The sequence below is a fragment of the Bacillus mycoides genome (assembly GCF_001757995.1).
GTDB classification, from domain to species: Bacteria; Bacillota; Bacilli; order Bacillales; family Bacillaceae_G; genus Bacillus_A; species Bacillus_A mycoides_B.
On record NZ_LXLV01000109.1, the window covers coordinates 15,623 to 33,877 of the forward strand.

Below are 18,255 nucleotides of genomic sequence, written 5' to 3' on the forward strand. Positions count from 1 at the left end.
AGGGAAAACATTATGGCTCAAGAAGAAGATAAAGCCAAAGAAGCTGCACGAAAAGCGGATATCCATGCAAGTGTTGATCGATTTAAGGCAAGTTATGATAGTAAAATGGCTAGTCACAGGGCAAATGCCCAAAAGTTAGAGCGCTTAAAAGCCGCAAAGAGATCTTTACAGGGAGAACTTCATCATTTTGATTCTTATAAGAAAGAGTTTACCAATTTAGGCACGAGTCTAACAACAAGCCAGTTCAAAGGAGCACGTCGTAAGAAATTTGATGAGAAATTAAAAGAAATTGTGACAGCACTTGATGCAGATAAAGAGAAGCACAATGAAAAGCTAAACACGATGAATAATAAAATCATTTTATTAGAAATGGATCAGTCTATAATAGGTGACGCTATTGCGAGCATTTCAGCAAGTATTAGCGGTTTGCGTGCTATGTTATAAAAAAAGGAGAAAATACCAATGGGGAAAATAGGTATAGATAAGGGGAAATTTACCGGAGCAGTCACAAATGCAGAGAGCGCAGTTAGTCGGATAGAGAAAGTTCCCTCACCGAACATTACCAAGAATAATCTATCTCGGTTGACGGGTTTTCAAAATTTAGTAGAGAAAGCCGGAACAACTTTAGAAGCATTTAAAGGAGTATCTTCTGCTGACACAGGCAAAATGAAAGCCGTCGCGGACAAAATTGTCGATGAAGATGCTAAAATGGCGGATGTAATCCAACAAAACACAGTGAGGTTCAAATAATATGGTCGAATATAACAAACGAGAACTTTTAGAAATTGTTTTACAAAATGACAAAACATTAGATTTAGAGATTACTGACGAACTATTACAAATGGGTAATTTGCTGGGGAATCAGCCTTCCCTTTTTCGTGAGGTTTACAAGGCGTTTCGAAATCAAGAAGATGTCTTTGAAAACAAACCAAAAATCGGCGCGAAATTCTCAGTGACGTTTGATTATCCGAATGAGACAATTCGTTTTGAACGATTAGAAACGCAATTAGATATTCCATTTTCTCAATTTTTACGTTTGATGGGTTTGATTGATGCGTGTTATAGTGAAATTTTGCCGCTAGGTACCGTTGTGGAATTGGACGTAGACATGATGCCAGAAGTAATTCAAAATATGTTCAAGAATAGTGAACTCGGAGAACTCGTGGTTTTAACAGGGCGCAAAGTACCGTTAAGAGAGGGATTTAACGATTATGTGGTAGATTATCTTGGTTACTTGTGGCCGTTTGGTGAAATGAGTAACACACCAGCGATTTATGTGTCCAATATGATGATTAAGCGAGTTGTTTCACCTGGGATGACGAATGAATGGGAAGAACAATTTGCTTTTACTTTCTTACGAAGTATGCAAGTAGCAAATGGCAAGCTATCCAGTGCCTTTTTACCACTAGATAAAGCGCTTGCCTTCTATGAAGCTGTTCATACTTCACCAGAAAGAGAGGCGGATTAAATGGGCTTTCAAGTAGATTTAAAGGAATTCCTTGAAGTACTGGCAAAACTCCAAAAAGACACCGGTAAAACCAATGAACAACTTGAAAAAGCCAAAAACGCATTGAATGGGATTATACAAGCCGATGCCATGCAGGGTGCAACAGGAAAAGCGATTGTCGACGACATCAATAATAACCAAAATACAGTTGTGACCGGATTGGAACTTGCCAATAAATCCCTCATTATGGAAATGGTACAAACCTTACAGGATTTTCAGTCAACAACGGGAGAAACTGATGAGAATGCGGTTATTCTGGAAGATGCATTGCTTCAAGCGCAAAACAAACTTTCCAATCTTCAACCCAAGAAACATGAAATGGATAGTCGCATCTCTAATATTTACAACAGCGTAAGTGATTTGATTTCACTGAGTATGCCGAACAGCCAGTTTGATGAAAAACTGGTTGCAGCCAGCAAAGAACTAGAGGATACGATTCAAAAAGTACAGCAATTTGAAAGCAAAAAAGAAAAAAGCAATGCGGAAGACATTCTCAATACCCTAAACAAACAAGTTCAAATGGCAAAAGAAGTGAGTAGTTTATCTTATACTAATCCGCAACTGCAAGCCTTCTTTGCACAAGATGCGTTGGCAAAAGGCATTCATGAAATGGATACACAAATCACGAAAGCGGAAAAAGAAGCGAAACTGCAAGCTGAAAGAGAAATGAAGAAAAAGCAAGAGGAATGGGCGGAACATCATCCAGTGGAGGCTTGGCTTCAAAACTTTTCCAATAGTGCCGGTGAGAAATGGGATGTATTGAGAAAAGGCACAAAATGGGTAGGGGAGAACATCCCTTTCCTAAAAGGACTTGCTGATGATGCCTTGGTGTTGGAAGGTTTTTTAGGGGCGGCAGGATCCGCAATTAGTGGGATAGCGATAGGTGCAATGAAGGTAACTTACCTAGCCTTAGAGCTTGGTGAGTGGGGCTTTAATTCGATACGCGGCGTAGAAACAGAACAATGGAAACTGGACGATATTTACGGAGCAGGTAATACGATAAAAAATCTTGGACAAGCCATCATCAGCTGGCAAGATTATCCTAAGTATGGTAAGGCACTAGTTAACTCCGTAAAAGGTTATGTAGAAAAAGCATTGACCGATCCTTATGCTCTTGGCGGCGCGATATTTGATATTGGTAGTTGTTTTATCGGCGTCGGTGAAGTAACCGCCGCAGTGAAAGGAACAGCTGCATTCGGAAAATTCGCAGAGGGTACAAAAGTCTTTCAGGTAGCCGCGAAAAATAGTAAAATAGTTGGTAAGTTGGAAGAAGTAACGGCATTCATGAATAAGTTGCCGGATAGTATGAAGAATGTTGTGGAGAAGATTAAAAATATTGAGATCCCGAATGTATTTGAACCTTCGTATGCTGGCGTTGGGAAAGTCGGAGGCGGAGGATTAGACTCTCTGAAAGATGCTGCTTATCAGTTTATGAAGGAGACTGGGGAGAAGGTTTTTGGTAAGGATACGGTTAAAGGTGGCTCTGGCAGTAACATTTCAGACAATATCTCAAAAGAAATTAAAAGGTTAGATAAAGAAATAAAAAGATTGAAAAAAGAGGAAAATGACAAAGAAGTCAAAAGATTAACGCGAGAAAGAAATAAATTGGCCAACAAGTTGGATACGAAAGATATTATTAGTGATCGTTATGACTTGGAGGTTACAAAGGAGCATGAAAGAAAAATCGATAATTCTAAATATTTTTCTCATGATAAAGGTGATTTTGGGGAAGAAGTGACAAAACTCTTAGCTAAAAACAATAATTTAGGTAAAGACGTTTCCGATCTGTTCCAAGTGGGGAGAAACGGCATAGATGCAGCGTTCCTATCGGAAGGGCCGCCGCCAAAGTTAACGATTATTGAATCGAAGGCATCAGATTCCGCTAGTTTTAGTTACTCGGATAAACAGAAAAAGGGCGGAAATACGTACTTCCAAGACATGGTTAACAGCGATGATCCTAGGTATGCCAGTTTTAAAGGTAACTTAGAGGATCTGATGGAGGAGAATCCTGGTCTAAAATTCGATTTTATTAGAGTTGAAACAGATATCAAGATCACTGATATTGGATTCGGCGTTGATGAGTTACAGGTAAAGGACTGGAGTAAGAAAATAGAGTAATTCATAGGGAGGATGCAATGATGAACCAAAAAAAGTTAGAAATGGCTTTTAAAAGATATAGCAAAAATTTTGTGGATGGAATCAAATTTGAAGATGTTAAAGATAAATATAATGTCAGTAGAAGAAAGATTGAGAAAATTGTTGAGCAAAATGAAACAGAGAAAGATCACATACTATTAATAAATCTAAGCAAAATTTTCTCATATCACTTGTCACTATGGAAAAACGATGTATTGATTAGCGGTGGAAACAATGAAGAAGGACTAAAAAACATGCAGAAGGTCTTATTTTACCAGTGCATGGGACAGGATCTCTATACAATCAGGTATCCAGGGATGATCTTGGGATATACGTTTAGAGAAGTCGTCCTCACATTAGTTCATTTTGCAATGTATGGATGGGAGAAAGAAGAAAATATATTATATGATTTTATGGCTCATAACTTCGGTGAACATTTAATAGATGCCAATGAAGAGTATAGACATATTTGGTTTTTGCTAGAGCTGTACTTGCAGTATAGAAATAAAACCATCATGGGAACGAATGAAAAATTGCATCTAACCGTGAAAAATAAGTTTAAGGAAGCTGAACTACGATGCGACTTAATCCCTGAAGACCTGAACATTTATGATGAAGTGCTGGGACGTTGGTCGACTGGCGATTTAGAAGAAATAGAACATCTAATTTCGATAATGTCTCAGCATCATTCTGCATTAGCTTCTGAAATCGGACAGCTAGGTGAATTTGGCGATTTCAGATACGGATTTTATCCTTTTGAAATCTTATTCTTGATCCATGTAAGGAAACAACAAGGGTTGCCAGTACCTACTCAAATCGATAATTTTCTGATGAATACTCCAGAAGCGAAAATGGTATTTGGAGAACGTGAGGCATACCCTGAATGGGATCCCGTGCTTCAGATGATCGATCAATTTTATCGTAAAAACTACTCGGAATATATTCCTAACAAGCATGGAGAATTATTTCAATAAAAGGGAGGAAGCTAATATGCCTGATCAAGGGATAGCACAGATTATATTTCCTGATAGCAAGGATTTGGAAACGTTTTTGAAGGAGCAAGGAAGTTATGACTTACATGAAGACCTATTAAAATATGGATTGACGACGAAACAGTTTTTATACGTTGACTATAAAGGTGAGCAATACCAAGAAATTGTCAATTTTATTCTTGATTACGAATTTGCCCACCAAATTGAATTAGCAACACAAGAAGAACTCGAGAGATTAGAAGCATTTAATTACGAATTTTTACCTGAAAAGATCCAGGAGGTCAACAAAATACTGTCACCAAAGGGCTATGGACTATTTTCATATCCAAATTCGGGCGACTTCTTCGCACTATTCATTGTAAAAATAGAGACTATCACAAAATTGCTGCAAGAAGAAGTGCTGCTCGATGATAGAATCCCTTTTCAAGAAAGGTGTATCAAGTTTTATAGATAGACCTAAGATTGTATGTCTTCAACCTTGACTCCGGTCAAGGTTTCTTTATAAGTTAATATCAAGATTGCATAGCTATCTAGAATGTGCAATTTTTGGCCATGTACGATTGTAATTACGCCATGTGTTACGGTGATCATTCATGTTCTTGCAAATCTATCTAAAACTTTTCGCATGAACATTATTCAAAATAATAAAGGTGTTTTGAATTTGGAAGGCTTGATACTAGAAATAGAAAAATAAGTTGCAAAATGTGCCTATTTTGTGAGTTACTGGGACACTGACAAAGGTACATGCTCAATAAAGGAAGTCAATAGCAACGTTAGGAGAACGTAGTGGCTATTGACTTTTTTATTTTTACAACTAGGTTAGAATGAGGGTAAAATAATGCAACTCGTGCCAACAATCATAAATGCTGAACTTGGACATCTGGGTGATGTAGGAGAGATAAACGCAGGAGCTTTTGAGCCTGGAGGGTTTGCAAATAAATAATGTAATAAGGAGATTTTTAAATGACAATAAATGATAAAGTTTTTGGAGAACTTGATTATCAGTATAATTGGGTAGGATATAGAACTATAAAGTTTTTGGGAAAAGATACAGAGATAGCATTATTGGTGGGAGGTACTGAAGATGGGGATTTTGATGAAGGACAATATGTGGCATACAACTCATTAATGGATAATTGGGAACAAATCAAACATAGCATATTACAACCAGTTTTAGATTATTATAAAGAAAAAAGGCATGAGCTTGGTTATGATGTGGCATTTAATGAGGACTACCCATTAATTGAGACAGTCGATCAATTAATAGAACATATAACATTAGTAGGTATTTCTGTTCCGTATGATTTCCTTCGCGATGGACGTGATGTAGGGGTCTCATTTGATTGTTCATGGGATGAGGAAAATGGCTTAGGAATTCGTCTTATAAATGAAAAGGTAGATGAAGTAGGTTATCAAGATGTCGCTATTTAAAATAGGGTATTAAAAAGTACAGACCTCATGATGGTTGTACCATCAAAGAGTATTATGTGCAATGATAGAACAGAAAACGAAGTACGAGCTTAGGCGAGATGACATTTTATTAGGAAATCAATATAAATGCATGGAATGTATATTAAACTAAAGAACTCGTACAAACTCGTAAGTTTTAACATAATATTTGTCACAACATATAAAGGCTGTCGAACTGTTACTATAAAACTTACAAATTTAATGCTACTTAAAAACAGATGAGTTTAAAGCACTTGATTGTCTACGATAGGCAACAAGTGCTTTTTATTTTAAGATTACAACATAGGGTACGGGTAATAGAAGTAAGGCAGTAAGTGAAGTTAATTTAAATAATATAGATGATTTTATTAACGGAACTAAGAATTTTGATGATGTATTAGATGATTATGCTCGACATTATATTGAGGTAATAGATATTAAAAGCTGGTCTTGGGCCAATAATATTAAAGGTGGAAATAAATTAACAAGTAATAAAGGAAAAATGATAAAACAACGAGCTAAAGAACTAGGTCTTATACCGGAAGTTGAAGTGAAAAAAGTAGAAGGTATGCGCTATGGATTTGCTGATTTTGAAGGACTTGGTCTAGTAGTGCATAAAGATGAACTTCCAAAAGATTTATGGTTAAAAAGAGATGTGGAGCAATTTGACTGGTTGAACAACAGGCTTCCAGAAGATATAAGGGCTATGGTGGAAAATGGTTCTTATACGTGGCATCATACTGAAGTACCAGGGGAAATGCAACTAGTTCCTTATGGAATCCATGATATTACTGTTCATAATGGTGGAAGGACTAAAGGAATGTGGTTAGATGCGCCAAGATAATAAAAAAAAGGAGTGTTTTTAATGGAAATAAAAAAAGAATCTATAATTTATCCGTTACCATCTGATAGTTTGATATTAAGGAAAGAAGAATTTTGGAGAGTTCAACTACCGATAGATTATAAGAATTTCATAAAAGTTAATAATGGTGGTTCCCCAGAAAAGAAATCTTTTGGGTGTAATAACCATAGCTATGCAATTATTAGGTTTTTATGTATTCTTGAAGCCCCAGAAAATATTGAAATAGGTATGTTTGATATTGATGTAACATGGACTCAGCTAGATGAGAGACTTACGGATGATGGAGATTCACTGGGAGTAGCTTTATTACCAATTGCTGTATTATTTGCCGGTGATTTTTTATGTTTAGATTTTAGAGAATCAAAAAATAACCCTAAAGTTTGTGTGTGGGATCATGAGAATTCTGCTGAACTTGAACCAGTAAGTTATCATGTTGCAGATACCTTCGATGAATTTATGGGTATGCTTCACTAATACATCTATCTAGACAAATCACATGATTAAAACTAGCTAAAGGAACTCTAAAAAAATGAGGAGTAATAATATGGAATATAGTGGAATGGTTTCGGTCTGGTTTGGGGTTTCTAAATCATTTGAGAGCCTTGAAGAGTATGTTGATATAGAATATACGGAAGATGGAGATTCAATAGACTCAACGTTTGGGGAAAACTTTGAATTTGGTTATTATGATGAAGATAACATTGAAATTTGTTTTTATGAAGATCCTAAAAATAATGTAGAAGATATTTTAAAAGATTTTTCTTATAGTGAACAAATTATCCCAAAAATAAAAGAGTTAATAAATGCTGATAATTTAGTATATAGTATTAATTCTGTTATTGTACTCTATGATTTTAAATACAATGAAGCGAAAAGTGAAGATGAATCCGAAAATATAGAAATTAAATTTATTGGTAATGTACTATACAAGTAGCTTGTACAAGTTCGTTAGTTTAAATGTACTATTTGTTATGGAATACAAAACATATCATATTATCAGTATCAAATGATTGTATGCACGAACTTAAAGTGACTAGTGACTTAAAACTTTAGAACACAAATGAACTTAAAGCACTTGATTGTCTATGATAGGCAACAAGTGCTTTTTTAATTGATTGGTATGCTTTAACTTCATAAATAGTTGGTAAGTTGGAAGAAGTAGCGGCATTCATGAATAAGTTGCCGGGTAGCATGAAGAATGTCGTGGAGAAGATTAAAAATATTGAAATCCCGAATGTATTCCCTGAACTTTCGGCAGCTGGTGTTGGGAATGGAGGAGAAAGAAACGCACTTGGAGCGTTATTTTCTACTGTTAAGAGTGAAACTAAGGGTACGGGTAATAGAGATGCTGATATTCCACCAGCCTTCAAGCAAGAGGAATTTGCTAGTTCGTATGAATCAAGGATTAATCAAACACCTGCACAGATCATTCTGTTTACAATGAAGGAGTTGCAAGAGCGTTAAATAAAATGGATATTAACCAAAGTATTGATAGTTTACAAAAGCAGGTATATGATTTGCAAAAAAATTTAAGAAAATTACAGGGGAATGGTTTACCATTGTACCCAAGCCAAGGTGCAACAGTAGAACTTTGGGAAAGAAAGCTAAAACAATTGGAAATACAAAATAAGTAAATATCAGTAAGGTGGTAAGGTGTAATGGAAAATAAAGATACTAGTTTGCTTGAAGAATTACTTTATAATACAAATAAAGAGGATACAATTAGCCGAATAAAGAATATAGATAATCCAATAATCCTTCATTGTTTTGCAGCAAATTATAATTGGAATAGTGGATTTGATATACCAAATGAAATTCTTGAAAATAAAGATTGTGACTTAGGAACGGGATTACTAATGTTTCATTATGCCGATGGATATCGACTATTAGAAAGTCCGGAGGAAGTTTCGAATTCTCCATTACAAGAATGGAAGGTTTTTATATTAAAAATTCAAAATAAAATTATGAATTTGGAGTTTAAAACACAAAATATATCATTTAACCCTGAATTAACAAAAATTCAAATATTCAAGTTGAAAAAAAGTAACCCAAGTATTTCAGATATTCTTATTAGTGAGTCACCAGGAAATATAATTGATATTCCTAAAATATAAATAAACATAAAAAACTCATTACAGTAAATAAATGAGTTTGGTTATAGTGATTTTATAGAGCTTACTATACTAATTTATATTTTATGTACGGATATGATAAAGTTCGTGGTGCTAAATTTAAATACGCACAAGTATATATGAATAAAAAATAAAGTATATGTGAAGTAGATAGAAAAAATAAAAGGGTGTTTGAAAATATATACTCCATGATGGTTGTACTATCATGGAGTACTGTGTGCAATGATAGGATAGAAAAACGAAGTAGGAGCTTAGGCGAGATGACATTTTATTGGGCGGCGAATATAAACACATGGAATGAACATGATAGTAATGAACTCGTACAAGCTCGTAAGTTTTAACGTAGTACTTATAATGACATACAAAAGGTGTCATATTGTTACTATAAAACTTACAAATTTATGCTACTTAAAAACAGATGAACTTAAAGCACTTGATTGTCATTTATGGCAACAAGTGCTTTTTTCATAGATATATTAAGACTCGATAAACAAATGAAATATAGATTGTATATACGGATTGATAAATGAAATAAAATAAGTCGTGAATATTATATAATTGAAATTAAACTAGCAAAAATTGTGGACAACATATTCCCCTTCATTAAAGGTGTAGAAATATTACCCGATGGAAGCGTAAGTAGATACGGGGGAACAAATTCTAGGGAAAAGTAAAAGAAGCACCGTGGCATCTCTAAAGCGAGTATTCAGAGTAGGATCTCGAATTTGGAGAGTGGTGGTGTTAAGGATACGGGTAATAGAGATGCTGATATTCCACCAGCCTTCAAGCAAGAGGAATTTGCTAGTACATATGATTCAAGATTTAAGCAAACACCCGCAGAAACAAATTCAAAGGTTGTTTTCGAAGGGGCTAGAGGTGAGTCTTTATGTACTCTAAAACCACCACCAGATCCTACGTTACAGAAAATCTTAAATGAAGCTGGTATTAATGGAATTGAGTATAAAAATGGAGTTCCTGATTTTTCACCTGTAGCAAAAGCACAATTTGAAATTGAATACATGTTAGGCGGGACCGGCAAGAACGGAACAAAAGCTAGAACTATTAATTTTAAACAAGCAGATCAAAAGTTGGCTGAACAACTTAACATTTCACCAGAGTTGGCAAGCAAGTTTGGAATGACTCCTGGGAAAATTAAAGCAGGAGACATTGCAGATTATCGAGAAGAATACAGGTTTACGTGGCATGAATTAAATGATGTGAAGACTATCCAACTTGTACCATCAGAAATAAATGGCAAATTTGGGCATCTTGGCGGCGTAGGAGAGATAAATGCAGGAGCGTTTAAGCCAGGAGAATTTGCCAATAAATAGAAAGGGGAAAATTCAAAATGAAAATAAATGATGCAGTTTTTGGTGAGCTTGAATATGATTATGTCTGGAGTAGAGATACTACCATTGAGTTTTGCGAAAAAGAAGCCGATATTGCTTTGATGATAGATGGTGAAGAAGATGGAGAATTTAGTGAAAAACAGTATGCTTCGTATAATTCTTTAATACAAAATTGGGGACATCTTCAACAAAGTATTTTGCAACCAATTCTAGATTATTACAAACAAAAACGACATGAGCTTGGGTATAATGTTTCATATAATGAAAATTATCCTTTAATTGAAACGATTGATCAGCTTCTTGAAAAGATCAGGCTAGTGGGGATTTATGTCCCATCTGCTAGACGCTTTGAAGGCAGATATATTGGACTAACATTTGACTGTACATGGGATATGGAAAATGGGGTAGGCATTCGTCTAATAAATGAAGAAGTAGCTAGGGTAGGATACCAAGATGTTGCAATTTAAGCATTACTATTTGTAAGGGATACACATAACAGAATATAAAAAATTGTTTTTTTTGGAAATTGATAGCAAAGGCAGCAGAGATAGATACTAGAAATCTCTGCTGTTTTTTTATGCAAATGGAAAAATTAATCTTGAAGGTTATTTCTATCGTACATACTATTCTGGGGACAGTAAAATCGGTGCTACTGAAGAACTTTGGGAAAGGTGGATAAATAAAGTACGGAAAAAACACTTAATTAGTCGAAGAGGTTATTAATTTTATTACAAATTTGCAACCTTTTCATAATGAAAACCTTCTAAATCGTGATGTTGTTACGGTTAATGAGTATGAAAGAGCGCAAGAATTAGTATGGTCTCAAGATTTGGATGAAGTTGAGAACGTTTGGGAAGATATTAAATCCTCAGAAGGTGGGGAGATAATAGGACAATTAAATGAGCGTGATTTAAACTCTTGGGAGCGGATGTAGTATTGTTTACAGATGTACTTCCAAAGGAATTATGGTTAGAAAAAGACGATGTGCAGTTTAGGTGGCTAAATGAAAGATTACCAAATAAAGTGCAACCTGAGGGCAAGACATGGCATCATAAAGAAAAAGATGGAATAATGGAGCTTGTGCCATTTGATATTCATAATATCACTAAGCATAATGGGGGAAGGACAAAAGGACATTGGGCAGACGCTCCACGACATTAAATTAATTAAGGGGTGAAAGATTATGGAAATTCAGAAAGAAAGTATAATTTATCCTATTCCAGATAAGAATTTAATTACACGCGTGGAAGAGAGTTTTGAAATCAAGTTTCCCATAGATTTTACAGATTTTATATTGAAAAATAATGGTGCTGTTCCAATAACTAGGTTTTTTCAATATAAGTCTAATAGATATGTAGTTGATCGTTTTCTTTGTTTATTGGATAATCCAGGTGAAAATGACAGGGGTATGTACGATATAAAGGTTGTATTCAGTCAATTAGATGAAAGAATTATTTCGGATGAAGATTCTACAGGGGCTGAATTAGTACCCTTTACAGCTCTGTTTGCAGGGAATTTCGTTTGTTTAGATTATGGCGAAAGTAAAACAAATCCAACAATTTGCATTTGGTATAACGAAGATTCAGGTGAGTTTGAACCAGTTACAGAAAAAATTGCAGATAATGTAAATGATTTTCTAAGTATGTTAGAGGAATAACATTCTCTGTAAAAAGATGGAGTGTTACGGGATTAAATTTGAATTACAATATAAAGAAAAAATCTACGATTTTTTTAAGGTGCAAATTAAAAGTTAGCATATAAACATAGAAATAAATAAAAGCACTTGATTGGTATGCTTTAACTTCATAAATAGTTGGTAAGTTGGAAGAAGTAACGGCATTAATGAATAAGTTGCCGAACAGTATGAAGAATGTTAGGGAGAAGATTAAACATATTGAGATCCCGAATTTATTCCCTGAACCAGCGCTAGCTGGCATTGGGAATGGAGGAGGGAGAAACGCACTTGGTGGAGAGTTATTTTCTGTTGTTAAGAGTGAAACTAAGGGTACGGGTAATGTTGGTAAGGGAGCTAGTGAGGCTGGGAAACATGTAGATGATGTGAAAATCCCTGAAAATATAAAGAAATGGAATTATCCACCTAGTGAAGAATTATATAAGAAATATGAGGATGTATATAAGAATCCAAAATACTATGACCAAGAAACAGGGGAAATTCATTGGCCGCCTAATGATGGATTTGTTTCGGGAACTCAAAAAGTGGAAACATTACATCCTGGAACGAAGTTGGATAGATATGGTAATCCGAAAGGTTCTTTTTTAGCTCCTGAAAGTGATTCGTTCCCAATTAGAGCTTTGGCCCCGCATAGTGAACAAGCGCCTTATTATGTTTATGAGGTTATTGCTGATTTTGAAGTAACTTCAGGGAAAATTGCTCCTTGGTTTGATCAGCCAGGTGGAGGAACGCAAATTATTAAATATAAACCTAATGGTCGAACTTACTCTATAGAAGAATTAATAGAGCTTGAAATTATTAAACAAATAAAGCCATAAAGGAGTATAAAATATGGACTTAAGCGGTATATATAATTTAATTGAAACAGAATTTAAAGTGATTAAAAGGGAAAAAGATATTATTTGTGTTGCACCATTAGGTGGGGAAGATTATCCTGAAACTATTGTTAAGTTAACTTTTAATAAAGTAAATAATCATTATGAGATTTTTGAAGTTGTTAGAGGAAAAGAATACAAAGTAGATACATTTCCAGATAAATATAAATCAGCATTGGCTTTATATATTTTTTCGAAAAGTAAGTTAGAAGTAAGAAAGTATGATACAAATGTTCGAAATGAGATTAGGAGTACAACATCATTAAATAATATTCAAAAGATATTCAAAACGTTTTCAGATGAACAGTATTATTCTTTTTTCGAACTTAAGCCAGATAGAATAATTTTAGAAAAAAGCACAAATGATAGATATAATGTTTTATTTTTAGGAAAAAGAAACTCTAAGATTTATATAAATAAATCTAGAGAATTGAATAGTGCCGCGGTTGTTCTATACAATTTTTCTTTTAAACTAAGCCAATTTTATGATCTTATTAATATGATTGAAGTAAAGACGGATTTTGATTTTATAGAAACTCTAAAAGAATTATATCTTTTGGGTTGAAGAATGCAAATATATATCTTTGAAGGCTCTGTTGCAAAGTTTTACAAGAGATAGACATAGGTCAGCGTGTATAACTAAATATTATGTGGCTACTTGTAATGGTTGTAATTCATTGTACGTTGAAAGACGAAGTCTGTTTTAAGACTTCGTCTTTGTTTATATAAGGCATGAATGGTTTCGATTCCTTTTATCGTACGTGAAAGCCTGCAGATTTGGCAAAATGCTGCTTTACGTGTCTATGGTCCTGTTCTATCAGATTATTAAGATGTTTGATTGTGCAGTAAGTTGTATGTTTATAGAAGCCTTTTGCTTTTGATTTTTTGAACGCACAAAGTAAAGAGGGCGCCTTATCTGTTGTGAGAACCGTTGGTTCCCCAAACGTTTTCATCAATCTTTTCATAAAATAGGACAGTAAATGGTACTGCTGGAGCAAGTGGCGTTAAAACATTAGTTAAAACAGGAGAGTTTGACTATTTTTATGAAACCGATAGTCTTGGAAGAATTGAAAAATTTGAAACAGATAAGCTACAATTAACTGAAAGAGAGAAGAGATTATCACATAGTAAAAATACACTCGGTAAAGTAAAAGGACAAGACCATGCAGGGCATTTAGCAGGTGATAGATTTGGAGGCTCGCCTAAAGTTGACAATTTAGTTTCGCAACTATCTGATGTTAATTTGAAGCAATATAAGAAGATTGAAGAAGAAGGGGCTGCAGCTTTGAAAGCAGCCCCCCTAAAGAAGTAACTGTTGATGTTGAAATAGTTTACGCTGGGAACGATATGCGTCCTGATAAATTTATAGTTAATTACACGATCGATGGTGAGTGGGGCTTTAAAGTTCTTAAAAATTAATCTAAGGAGTGAAAAAGTAGTATGAAAAATTTTGAAGATAAGTTTACTGAATTACAAGCAGATATGATCTCCGTATGTATGGAGTTTGTTGAAGATAGAGCTGATAAAGTGTATGTTTATGCTTCGCGTGAAGAAGGCGTTATTTCAAGCAGCTTCTTTTATTTGATTAATAATAAGTATGTAAAGAGTCATAGAGTAAATGATGCATTAGAGAATGGAGATGAAAGATATGATGTGTCTCCAAAAAGAGGGTTTATGGTACTTCGAATATTATGTGAAGATATCGAAAAAATCGAAGAATTATGCAAAGAATATGAAACAGACATGCCAACAGAGATGAAGTTAATATATGATGTTAAAAGTGGCAAATTCAAAGCTGAATACAAGTATGATTTAGTATATACAAATGATGATATTAAAACGGCGGATCATATTGCTGATGAGTGGTTTGAAGAAGTGAAAAATAATAACCTTTAAAAGGTTTACAGTAATAGTTATATCTAAGTTGAATGGATAACTCATGGTGGAACAGTACAGGTAGATATTATGGAGCAAAGTCCCCAGAGGTTAGAGAATGGATGTTAGACTCCAATAATTATGTATTAGATCATTATAGTAGAAATCGATCCGCAGGTGCAAAGTTAAATGAAACCTACTTGCCACCAAATAAATAATTATTGGGAGGAATTTATATTGGAACTCAACGATCAAGTGTATGACCGAATTGTAAAATTATGTAACGAGGGAAATACTTTTGTTGAAAAAGGAAAAAATGATAAAGCAATAGACAGCTATATAGCTGCTCTGGATTTGGTTCCGTTACCGAAGAACAATTGGGAAACAAGTACATGGATTTATACAGCATTAGGAGATACTTATTTTTTAAATTGTGAGTATGAGAAAGCAAAAAGCAATTTTTATAATGCATTAAACTGTCCGGATGGTATTTCAAATCCATTTATTTTACTGAGACTTGGAGAGAGTTTATTCGAGTGTGGGGAGCTTGATAAAGCTAAGGAGTATCTGTTAAGAGCTTACATTTTAGAAGGCTATAAACTCTTTTTTAATGAGGATGATAAGTATTTTGAATTGATTAAGGATATGATTTGAGGAGGATAAATATGGCTATTTTACAATCACCTATAAAAGAAGAATTCGAAAGCCTTTTGGAAAAAAGCAATGAACAATTTAATAATGGTAACTATAATGATTCTATTGTGTTATTAGAAGAGGCATGGGATATAATACCTAATCCTAAAGGTATTTATTGTGAAGAGAGTTACCATTTAGTTAAGGATATTATCTCCACTTGTTTTATGGTAAATGATTTAAAAAAAGCAAAGGAGTGGGCAGATAAAATATTTTTAACTGGATTTGCACGTATAGATTCCGGTGACAAGGAATTTATTGCAGGAAAAGTTGCTTTTGAATTAGGTGATTTAGAAACCGCAAAAGAATTTTTTAGCATTGCCAATAAAAAATCAGAAGGTAGATGTTTTGGGAATCCGAAGAATACTAAGTATCTTAAATTTTTAAAAAGTTAAAGGTTTAGCTGCGTAAAAGGAATTTGAAGATAGATTTAGTGAATTGCAAGCAGATATGATATCCATATGTATGGAATCTGTGGAGGATAGAGCCGATAAAGTATATGTTGATACTTCAAGGGAAGAAGGTGTAATATCTAGCAGTTTCTTTTATTTGATCAACAATAAGTATTTAGAGTCTCATAAGGTGAAATGATGCGTTGGAGGAGATAAAAAATAATAACCCTTAAAATGTTTAAGTAAAGATACGCTCTAATCAATAACTCATGAAGGCTAGACCATCAAAGGGTGTAACAAACACACGAGATTAAGCAAGCTAAAGGGTTTAAACGTTACACTTGCCAAGTAGTATAAAAGATGTCATACTGTCCATATAAAAATAACTTATAAAACTTCCAAATATTAATAAACTTAGAAAATATATGAACTTAAAGCACTTGATTGTCGACTAAAGGCAACAAGTGCTTTTTTAATAGATAGGCAGGCATGCTATAAAGTTATAAAAATTATGCTTATTAATTAAGGCTAGCGCAAATTACTAGTATTATATAATTGAAAATACATTAGCAAAAACTGTGGACAACGTATCCCCTTTATTAAAGTCGTAGAAACATCACAAGATAGAAGAATATAATTAGGACCTGGAACGAACTTCAGTGAAAGTGTAAAAGAAGCCCATTTGATGACTTTCTTTCTTTTTTTCGAAATATTTGAATAAAAATCAATTTTACGATTATAACCTTGTTGATATGTTATTATTAATAAATACAAGAAAGTATAAAAAAGCTAAAAGTATTGCGAAAAATCTAATAGAAAAACACGAATATGGCAGATTTATTAATGAAGAGAAAAATATATATGAGTACATTGTAGATTATTGCAATAGACATATATAGGATAGGAGAAAAGATGGCAGTTATAGATTTGGATCAGATAGATGCAATTGGAGTAGAAGGTAAAAATCTAAAGTTGTTAATAATAGACTATCTAGACTGGGAATATGAAGACATGCATCTAGACGTACTACAAGAAAAAATTAATAATTACTTAGTATATCTTGAAGATAAGCAGTATTTTAAAGATTATGGGGACAACTTTGAGAAAAAAATAATTGATATAGATTTTCAACATAGTGTTTCGGAAAATGGCTTAAAATTTCTGAACGTAGTTTCTAGTCAACTAAATGATACTGACATATTCATCAATATTCACTTACCAGAAGAGTAATTCTTTATCACTTGTCTACGTTCTAATTTATTTTGCTAGATTTTTGGTTCAAGGAAAGAACTTTTCGAAGAAGAAGTTTTTTAGAATTGTATATTTTAATGAACCATGTCACCTGGCTTTGAGTAAGTGAAGAGAAAGTTACAGATGGAGTAGAATCAACAAAAGAGACTTCATATTCGAGGTCTCTTTTGTTGATTCTATTAAAGAAATTTTTAATTAAACATGGGTATAAAAAAACAGCTATTAATGCTTTTGAGTGTATAAATGGTGTTTTTGGATTTCCTCAAGGCACTAGCGATGAATTTGTTGGGAATTATCCGAACATAACGAGTTAGAAGACAAAACAACCTATCTATGTGAAAGGTTTGGAGGGGATGGAATATCGGCATCAGGATCTATGGTTAAAATGTTTGAAGGTATTTCGTTAATAGGTACTTTTGAAATTTTTTAATCGCTGTAATAACAGTGGGAACAGCTTGGTTAGCAACACCAATTGTTATCCTAGCTAATATAGCAACAACTGCAGCAGGAGCAACTATAGCTTCATAAGGGGATATTTTTGGTAAATTAAAGTACAAAATAGTACGGAGACTCTCCTGAAATTTCAATTTACTTCGTCCTCTGATGGACGTGTGAATAAAGGAAAAGAGATTGATAATGAAGGAGTGGTACTATTTTAACGAATTTATCAATTATGAGGAAAAGCGAATAGAAAAGTTTTTATTATTGGTTGAAAAGGTTATTGAGGAAAGAGGCAAAGATGATAAAGGTGTAAAGAATGGATATATACGTATGTTATAAATGACATCTATAGCAGTAATGCTAAATGTTGAAGATAAAGAATTTAATAGACTAATAGCAATGGTAAGGAAAGAAGGGTTAAATGATTATTTGATTAATTATTTTATTGCTTTTAGAAATGGTGAGCCATCAGATTTTTATGAGCAGAGTGAGTTTTATGTAAAAGACCCATATTTAAAATTAAAAGTAGTAATTGAGAGTAATAAAATTTCACAAGAGAATTCTATAAGAAATTTAGAGAAATATATAATAGAGTATTGGTATAAGGG

At 33.7% G+C, this 18,255-nt stretch carries 23 protein-coding genes and 7 pseudogenes; 28 read left to right on the forward strand and 2 right to left on the reverse strand.

Going from position 1 to position 18,255, the window contains the following annotated elements; all coding sequences use genetic code 11:
* The first annotated feature begins 12 nt into the window (after positions 1–12).
* From BWGOE10_RS28845 to BWGOE10_RS28935, 20 genes and pseudogenes are all read left to right on the forward strand, one after another.
* Entirely contained in the window at positions 13–444 is a 432-nt protein-coding gene (locus tag BWGOE10_RS28845; RefSeq protein ID WP_002202989.1) for a DUF5082 family protein, read from the forward strand.
* Positions 445–462: 18 nt separating this feature from the next.
* Entirely contained in the window at positions 463–750 is a 288-nt protein-coding gene (locus BWGOE10_RS28850; RefSeq protein ID WP_070145939.1) for a TIGR04197 family type VII secretion effector, read from the forward strand.
* 1 nt (position 751) lies between these two features.
* On the forward strand, positions 752–1,468 hold the full coding sequence (locus tag BWGOE10_RS28855) for a DUF4176 domain-containing protein (RefSeq protein ID WP_070145938.1): 717 nt from the start codon (positions 752–754) through the stop codon (positions 1,466–1,468).
* The gene (locus tag BWGOE10_RS28860; protein ID WP_070145937.1) at positions 1,469–3,625 is read left to right on the forward strand and encodes a T7SS effector LXG polymorphic toxin; all 2,157 of its coding nucleotides are present in this window, start codon (positions 1,469–1,471) and stop codon (positions 3,623–3,625) included.
* A gap of 17 nt (positions 3,626–3,642) precedes the next feature.
* Positions 3,643–4,617 carry a hypothetical protein gene (locus tag BWGOE10_RS28865; protein ID WP_033714317.1) on the forward strand — a complete coding sequence of 325 codons (975 nt, stop codon included), beginning with the start codon at positions 3,643–3,645 and terminating at the stop codon, positions 4,615–4,617.
* Between the two features lie 16 nt (positions 4,618–4,633).
* The gene (locus tag BWGOE10_RS28870) at positions 4,634–5,089 is read left to right on the forward strand and encodes a hypothetical protein (protein ID WP_070145936.1); all 456 of its coding nucleotides are present in this window, start codon (positions 4,634–4,636) and stop codon (positions 5,087–5,089) included.
* A gap of 509 nt (positions 5,090–5,598) precedes the next feature.
* Positions 5,599–6,066: a DUF6985 domain-containing protein gene (locus BWGOE10_RS28875; protein WP_070145935.1), complete on the forward strand. Its 468-nt coding sequence runs from the start codon at positions 5,599–5,601 to the stop codon at positions 6,064–6,066.
* Between the two features lie 520 nt (positions 6,067–6,586).
* A complete protein-coding gene (locus BWGOE10_RS33085) occupies positions 6,587–6,928 on the forward strand; it encodes an HNH endonuclease (RefSeq protein WP_171903163.1) in 342 nt (113 codons plus the stop codon).
* A gap of 21 nt (positions 6,929–6,949) precedes the next feature.
* Positions 6,950–7,420, forward strand: coding sequence for an SMI1/KNR4 family protein (locus BWGOE10_RS28885; protein WP_070145934.1), 471 nt, complete (start codon positions 6,950–6,952; stop codon positions 7,418–7,420).
* Positions 7,421–7,490: 70 nt separating this feature from the next.
* Complete coding sequence (locus BWGOE10_RS28890; protein WP_070145933.1) at positions 7,491–7,880, forward strand: immunity 22 family protein; 390 nt, start codon at positions 7,491–7,493, stop codon at positions 7,878–7,880.
* Between the two features lie 236 nt (positions 7,881–8,116).
* A pseudogene (locus tag BWGOE10_RS33650) lies at positions 8,117–8,371 on the forward strand (cytoplasmic protein); the annotation flags it as partial.
* A gap of 44 nt (positions 8,372–8,415) precedes the next feature.
* The gene (locus BWGOE10_RS33090) at positions 8,416–8,580 is read left to right on the forward strand and encodes a hypothetical protein (protein ID WP_171903164.1); all 165 of its coding nucleotides are present in this window, start codon (positions 8,416–8,418) and stop codon (positions 8,578–8,580) included.
* Between the two features lie 24 nt (positions 8,581–8,604).
* A complete protein-coding gene (locus tag BWGOE10_RS28900; protein ID WP_070145932.1) occupies positions 8,605–9,060 on the forward strand; it encodes a DUF4274 domain-containing protein in 456 nt (151 codons plus the stop codon).
* 599 nt (positions 9,061–9,659) lie between these two features.
* A pseudogene (locus BWGOE10_RS28905) lies at positions 9,660–10,409 on the forward strand (HNH endonuclease).
* A gap of 17 nt (positions 10,410–10,426) precedes the next feature.
* Positions 10,427–10,894, forward strand: coding sequence for a DUF6985 domain-containing protein (locus BWGOE10_RS28910; protein WP_070145930.1), 468 nt, complete (start codon positions 10,427–10,429; stop codon positions 10,892–10,894).
* Positions 10,895–11,154: 260 nt separating this feature from the next.
* A pseudogene (locus BWGOE10_RS33875) lies at positions 11,155–11,355 on the forward strand (cytoplasmic protein); the annotation flags it as partial.
* An 8-nt stretch (positions 11,356–11,363) separates the two neighbouring features.
* Complete coding sequence (locus BWGOE10_RS30780; protein WP_236736028.1) at positions 11,364–11,588, forward strand: HNH endonuclease; 225 nt, start codon at positions 11,364–11,366, stop codon at positions 11,586–11,588.
* Positions 11,589–11,610: 22 nt separating this feature from the next.
* Complete coding sequence (locus BWGOE10_RS28920) at positions 11,611–12,084, forward strand: SMI1/KNR4 family protein (RefSeq protein WP_070145929.1); 474 nt, start codon at positions 11,611–11,613, stop codon at positions 12,082–12,084.
* Between the two features lie 185 nt (positions 12,085–12,269).
* Positions 12,270–12,938: a TNT domain-containing protein gene (locus BWGOE10_RS30785; RefSeq protein WP_081338237.1), complete on the forward strand. Its 669-nt coding sequence runs from the start codon at positions 12,270–12,272 to the stop codon at positions 12,936–12,938.
* 13 nt (positions 12,939–12,951) lie between these two features.
* Entirely contained in the window at positions 12,952–13,560 is a 609-nt protein-coding gene (locus BWGOE10_RS28935; RefSeq protein WP_025151448.1) for a hypothetical protein, read from the forward strand.
* Between the two features lie 81 nt (positions 13,561–13,641).
* Here the strand turns inward: BWGOE10_RS28935 and BWGOE10_RS30790 are convergent.
* A pseudogene (locus tag BWGOE10_RS30790) lies at positions 13,642–13,960 on the reverse strand (DDE-type integrase/transposase/recombinase); the annotation flags it as partial.
* A gap of 50 nt (positions 13,961–14,010) precedes the next feature.
* Between BWGOE10_RS30790 and BWGOE10_RS34125 the strand changes: the two are divergent.
* The 6 genes and pseudogenes from BWGOE10_RS34125 to BWGOE10_RS28955 form a co-directional block, all read left to right on the forward strand.
* Positions 14,011–14,414: pseudogene (locus BWGOE10_RS34125) on the forward strand (DNA/RNA non-specific endonuclease); the annotation flags it as partial.
* Between the two features lie 21 nt (positions 14,415–14,435).
* The gene (locus tag BWGOE10_RS28940) at positions 14,436–14,891 is read left to right on the forward strand and encodes an immunity protein YezG family protein (protein WP_070145928.1); all 456 of its coding nucleotides are present in this window, start codon (positions 14,436–14,438) and stop codon (positions 14,889–14,891) included.
* A gap of 216 nt (positions 14,892–15,107) precedes the next feature.
* On the forward strand, positions 15,108–15,524 hold the full coding sequence (locus tag BWGOE10_RS28945) for a tetratricopeptide repeat protein (protein WP_070145927.1): 417 nt from the start codon (positions 15,108–15,110) through the stop codon (positions 15,522–15,524).
* An 11-nt stretch (positions 15,525–15,535) separates the two neighbouring features.
* Positions 15,536–15,958: a hypothetical protein gene (locus BWGOE10_RS28950; RefSeq protein ID WP_006097570.1), complete on the forward strand. Its 423-nt coding sequence runs from the start codon at positions 15,536–15,538 to the stop codon at positions 15,956–15,958.
* 55 nt (positions 15,959–16,013) lie between these two features.
* Positions 16,014–16,167: pseudogene (locus BWGOE10_RS33660) on the forward strand (DUF600 domain-containing protein); the annotation flags it as partial.
* Between the two features lie 700 nt (positions 16,168–16,867).
* Positions 16,868–17,185: a DUF6572 domain-containing protein gene (locus tag BWGOE10_RS28955; protein WP_070145926.1), complete on the forward strand. Its 318-nt coding sequence runs from the start codon at positions 16,868–16,870 to the stop codon at positions 17,183–17,185.
* 401 nt (positions 17,186–17,586) lie between these two features.
* On the opposite strand, the gene BWGOE10_RS28960 is transcribed toward BWGOE10_RS28955, so the two are convergent.
* Positions 17,587–17,793 carry a hypothetical protein gene (locus BWGOE10_RS28960; RefSeq protein WP_070145925.1) on the reverse strand — a complete coding sequence of 69 codons (207 nt, stop codon included), beginning with the start codon at positions 17,791–17,793 and terminating at the stop codon, positions 17,587–17,589.
* 49 nt (positions 17,794–17,842) lie between these two features.
* Between BWGOE10_RS28960 and BWGOE10_RS33665 the strand changes: the two genes are divergently transcribed.
* Both BWGOE10_RS33665 and BWGOE10_RS28965 read left to right on the forward strand, forming a co-directional pair.
* On the forward strand, positions 17,843–17,986 hold the full coding sequence (locus BWGOE10_RS33665; protein ID WP_236736026.1) for a hypothetical protein: 144 nt from the start codon (positions 17,843–17,845) through the stop codon (positions 17,984–17,986).
* Positions 17,987–18,255: pseudogene (locus BWGOE10_RS28965) on the forward strand (hypothetical protein); the annotation flags it as partial.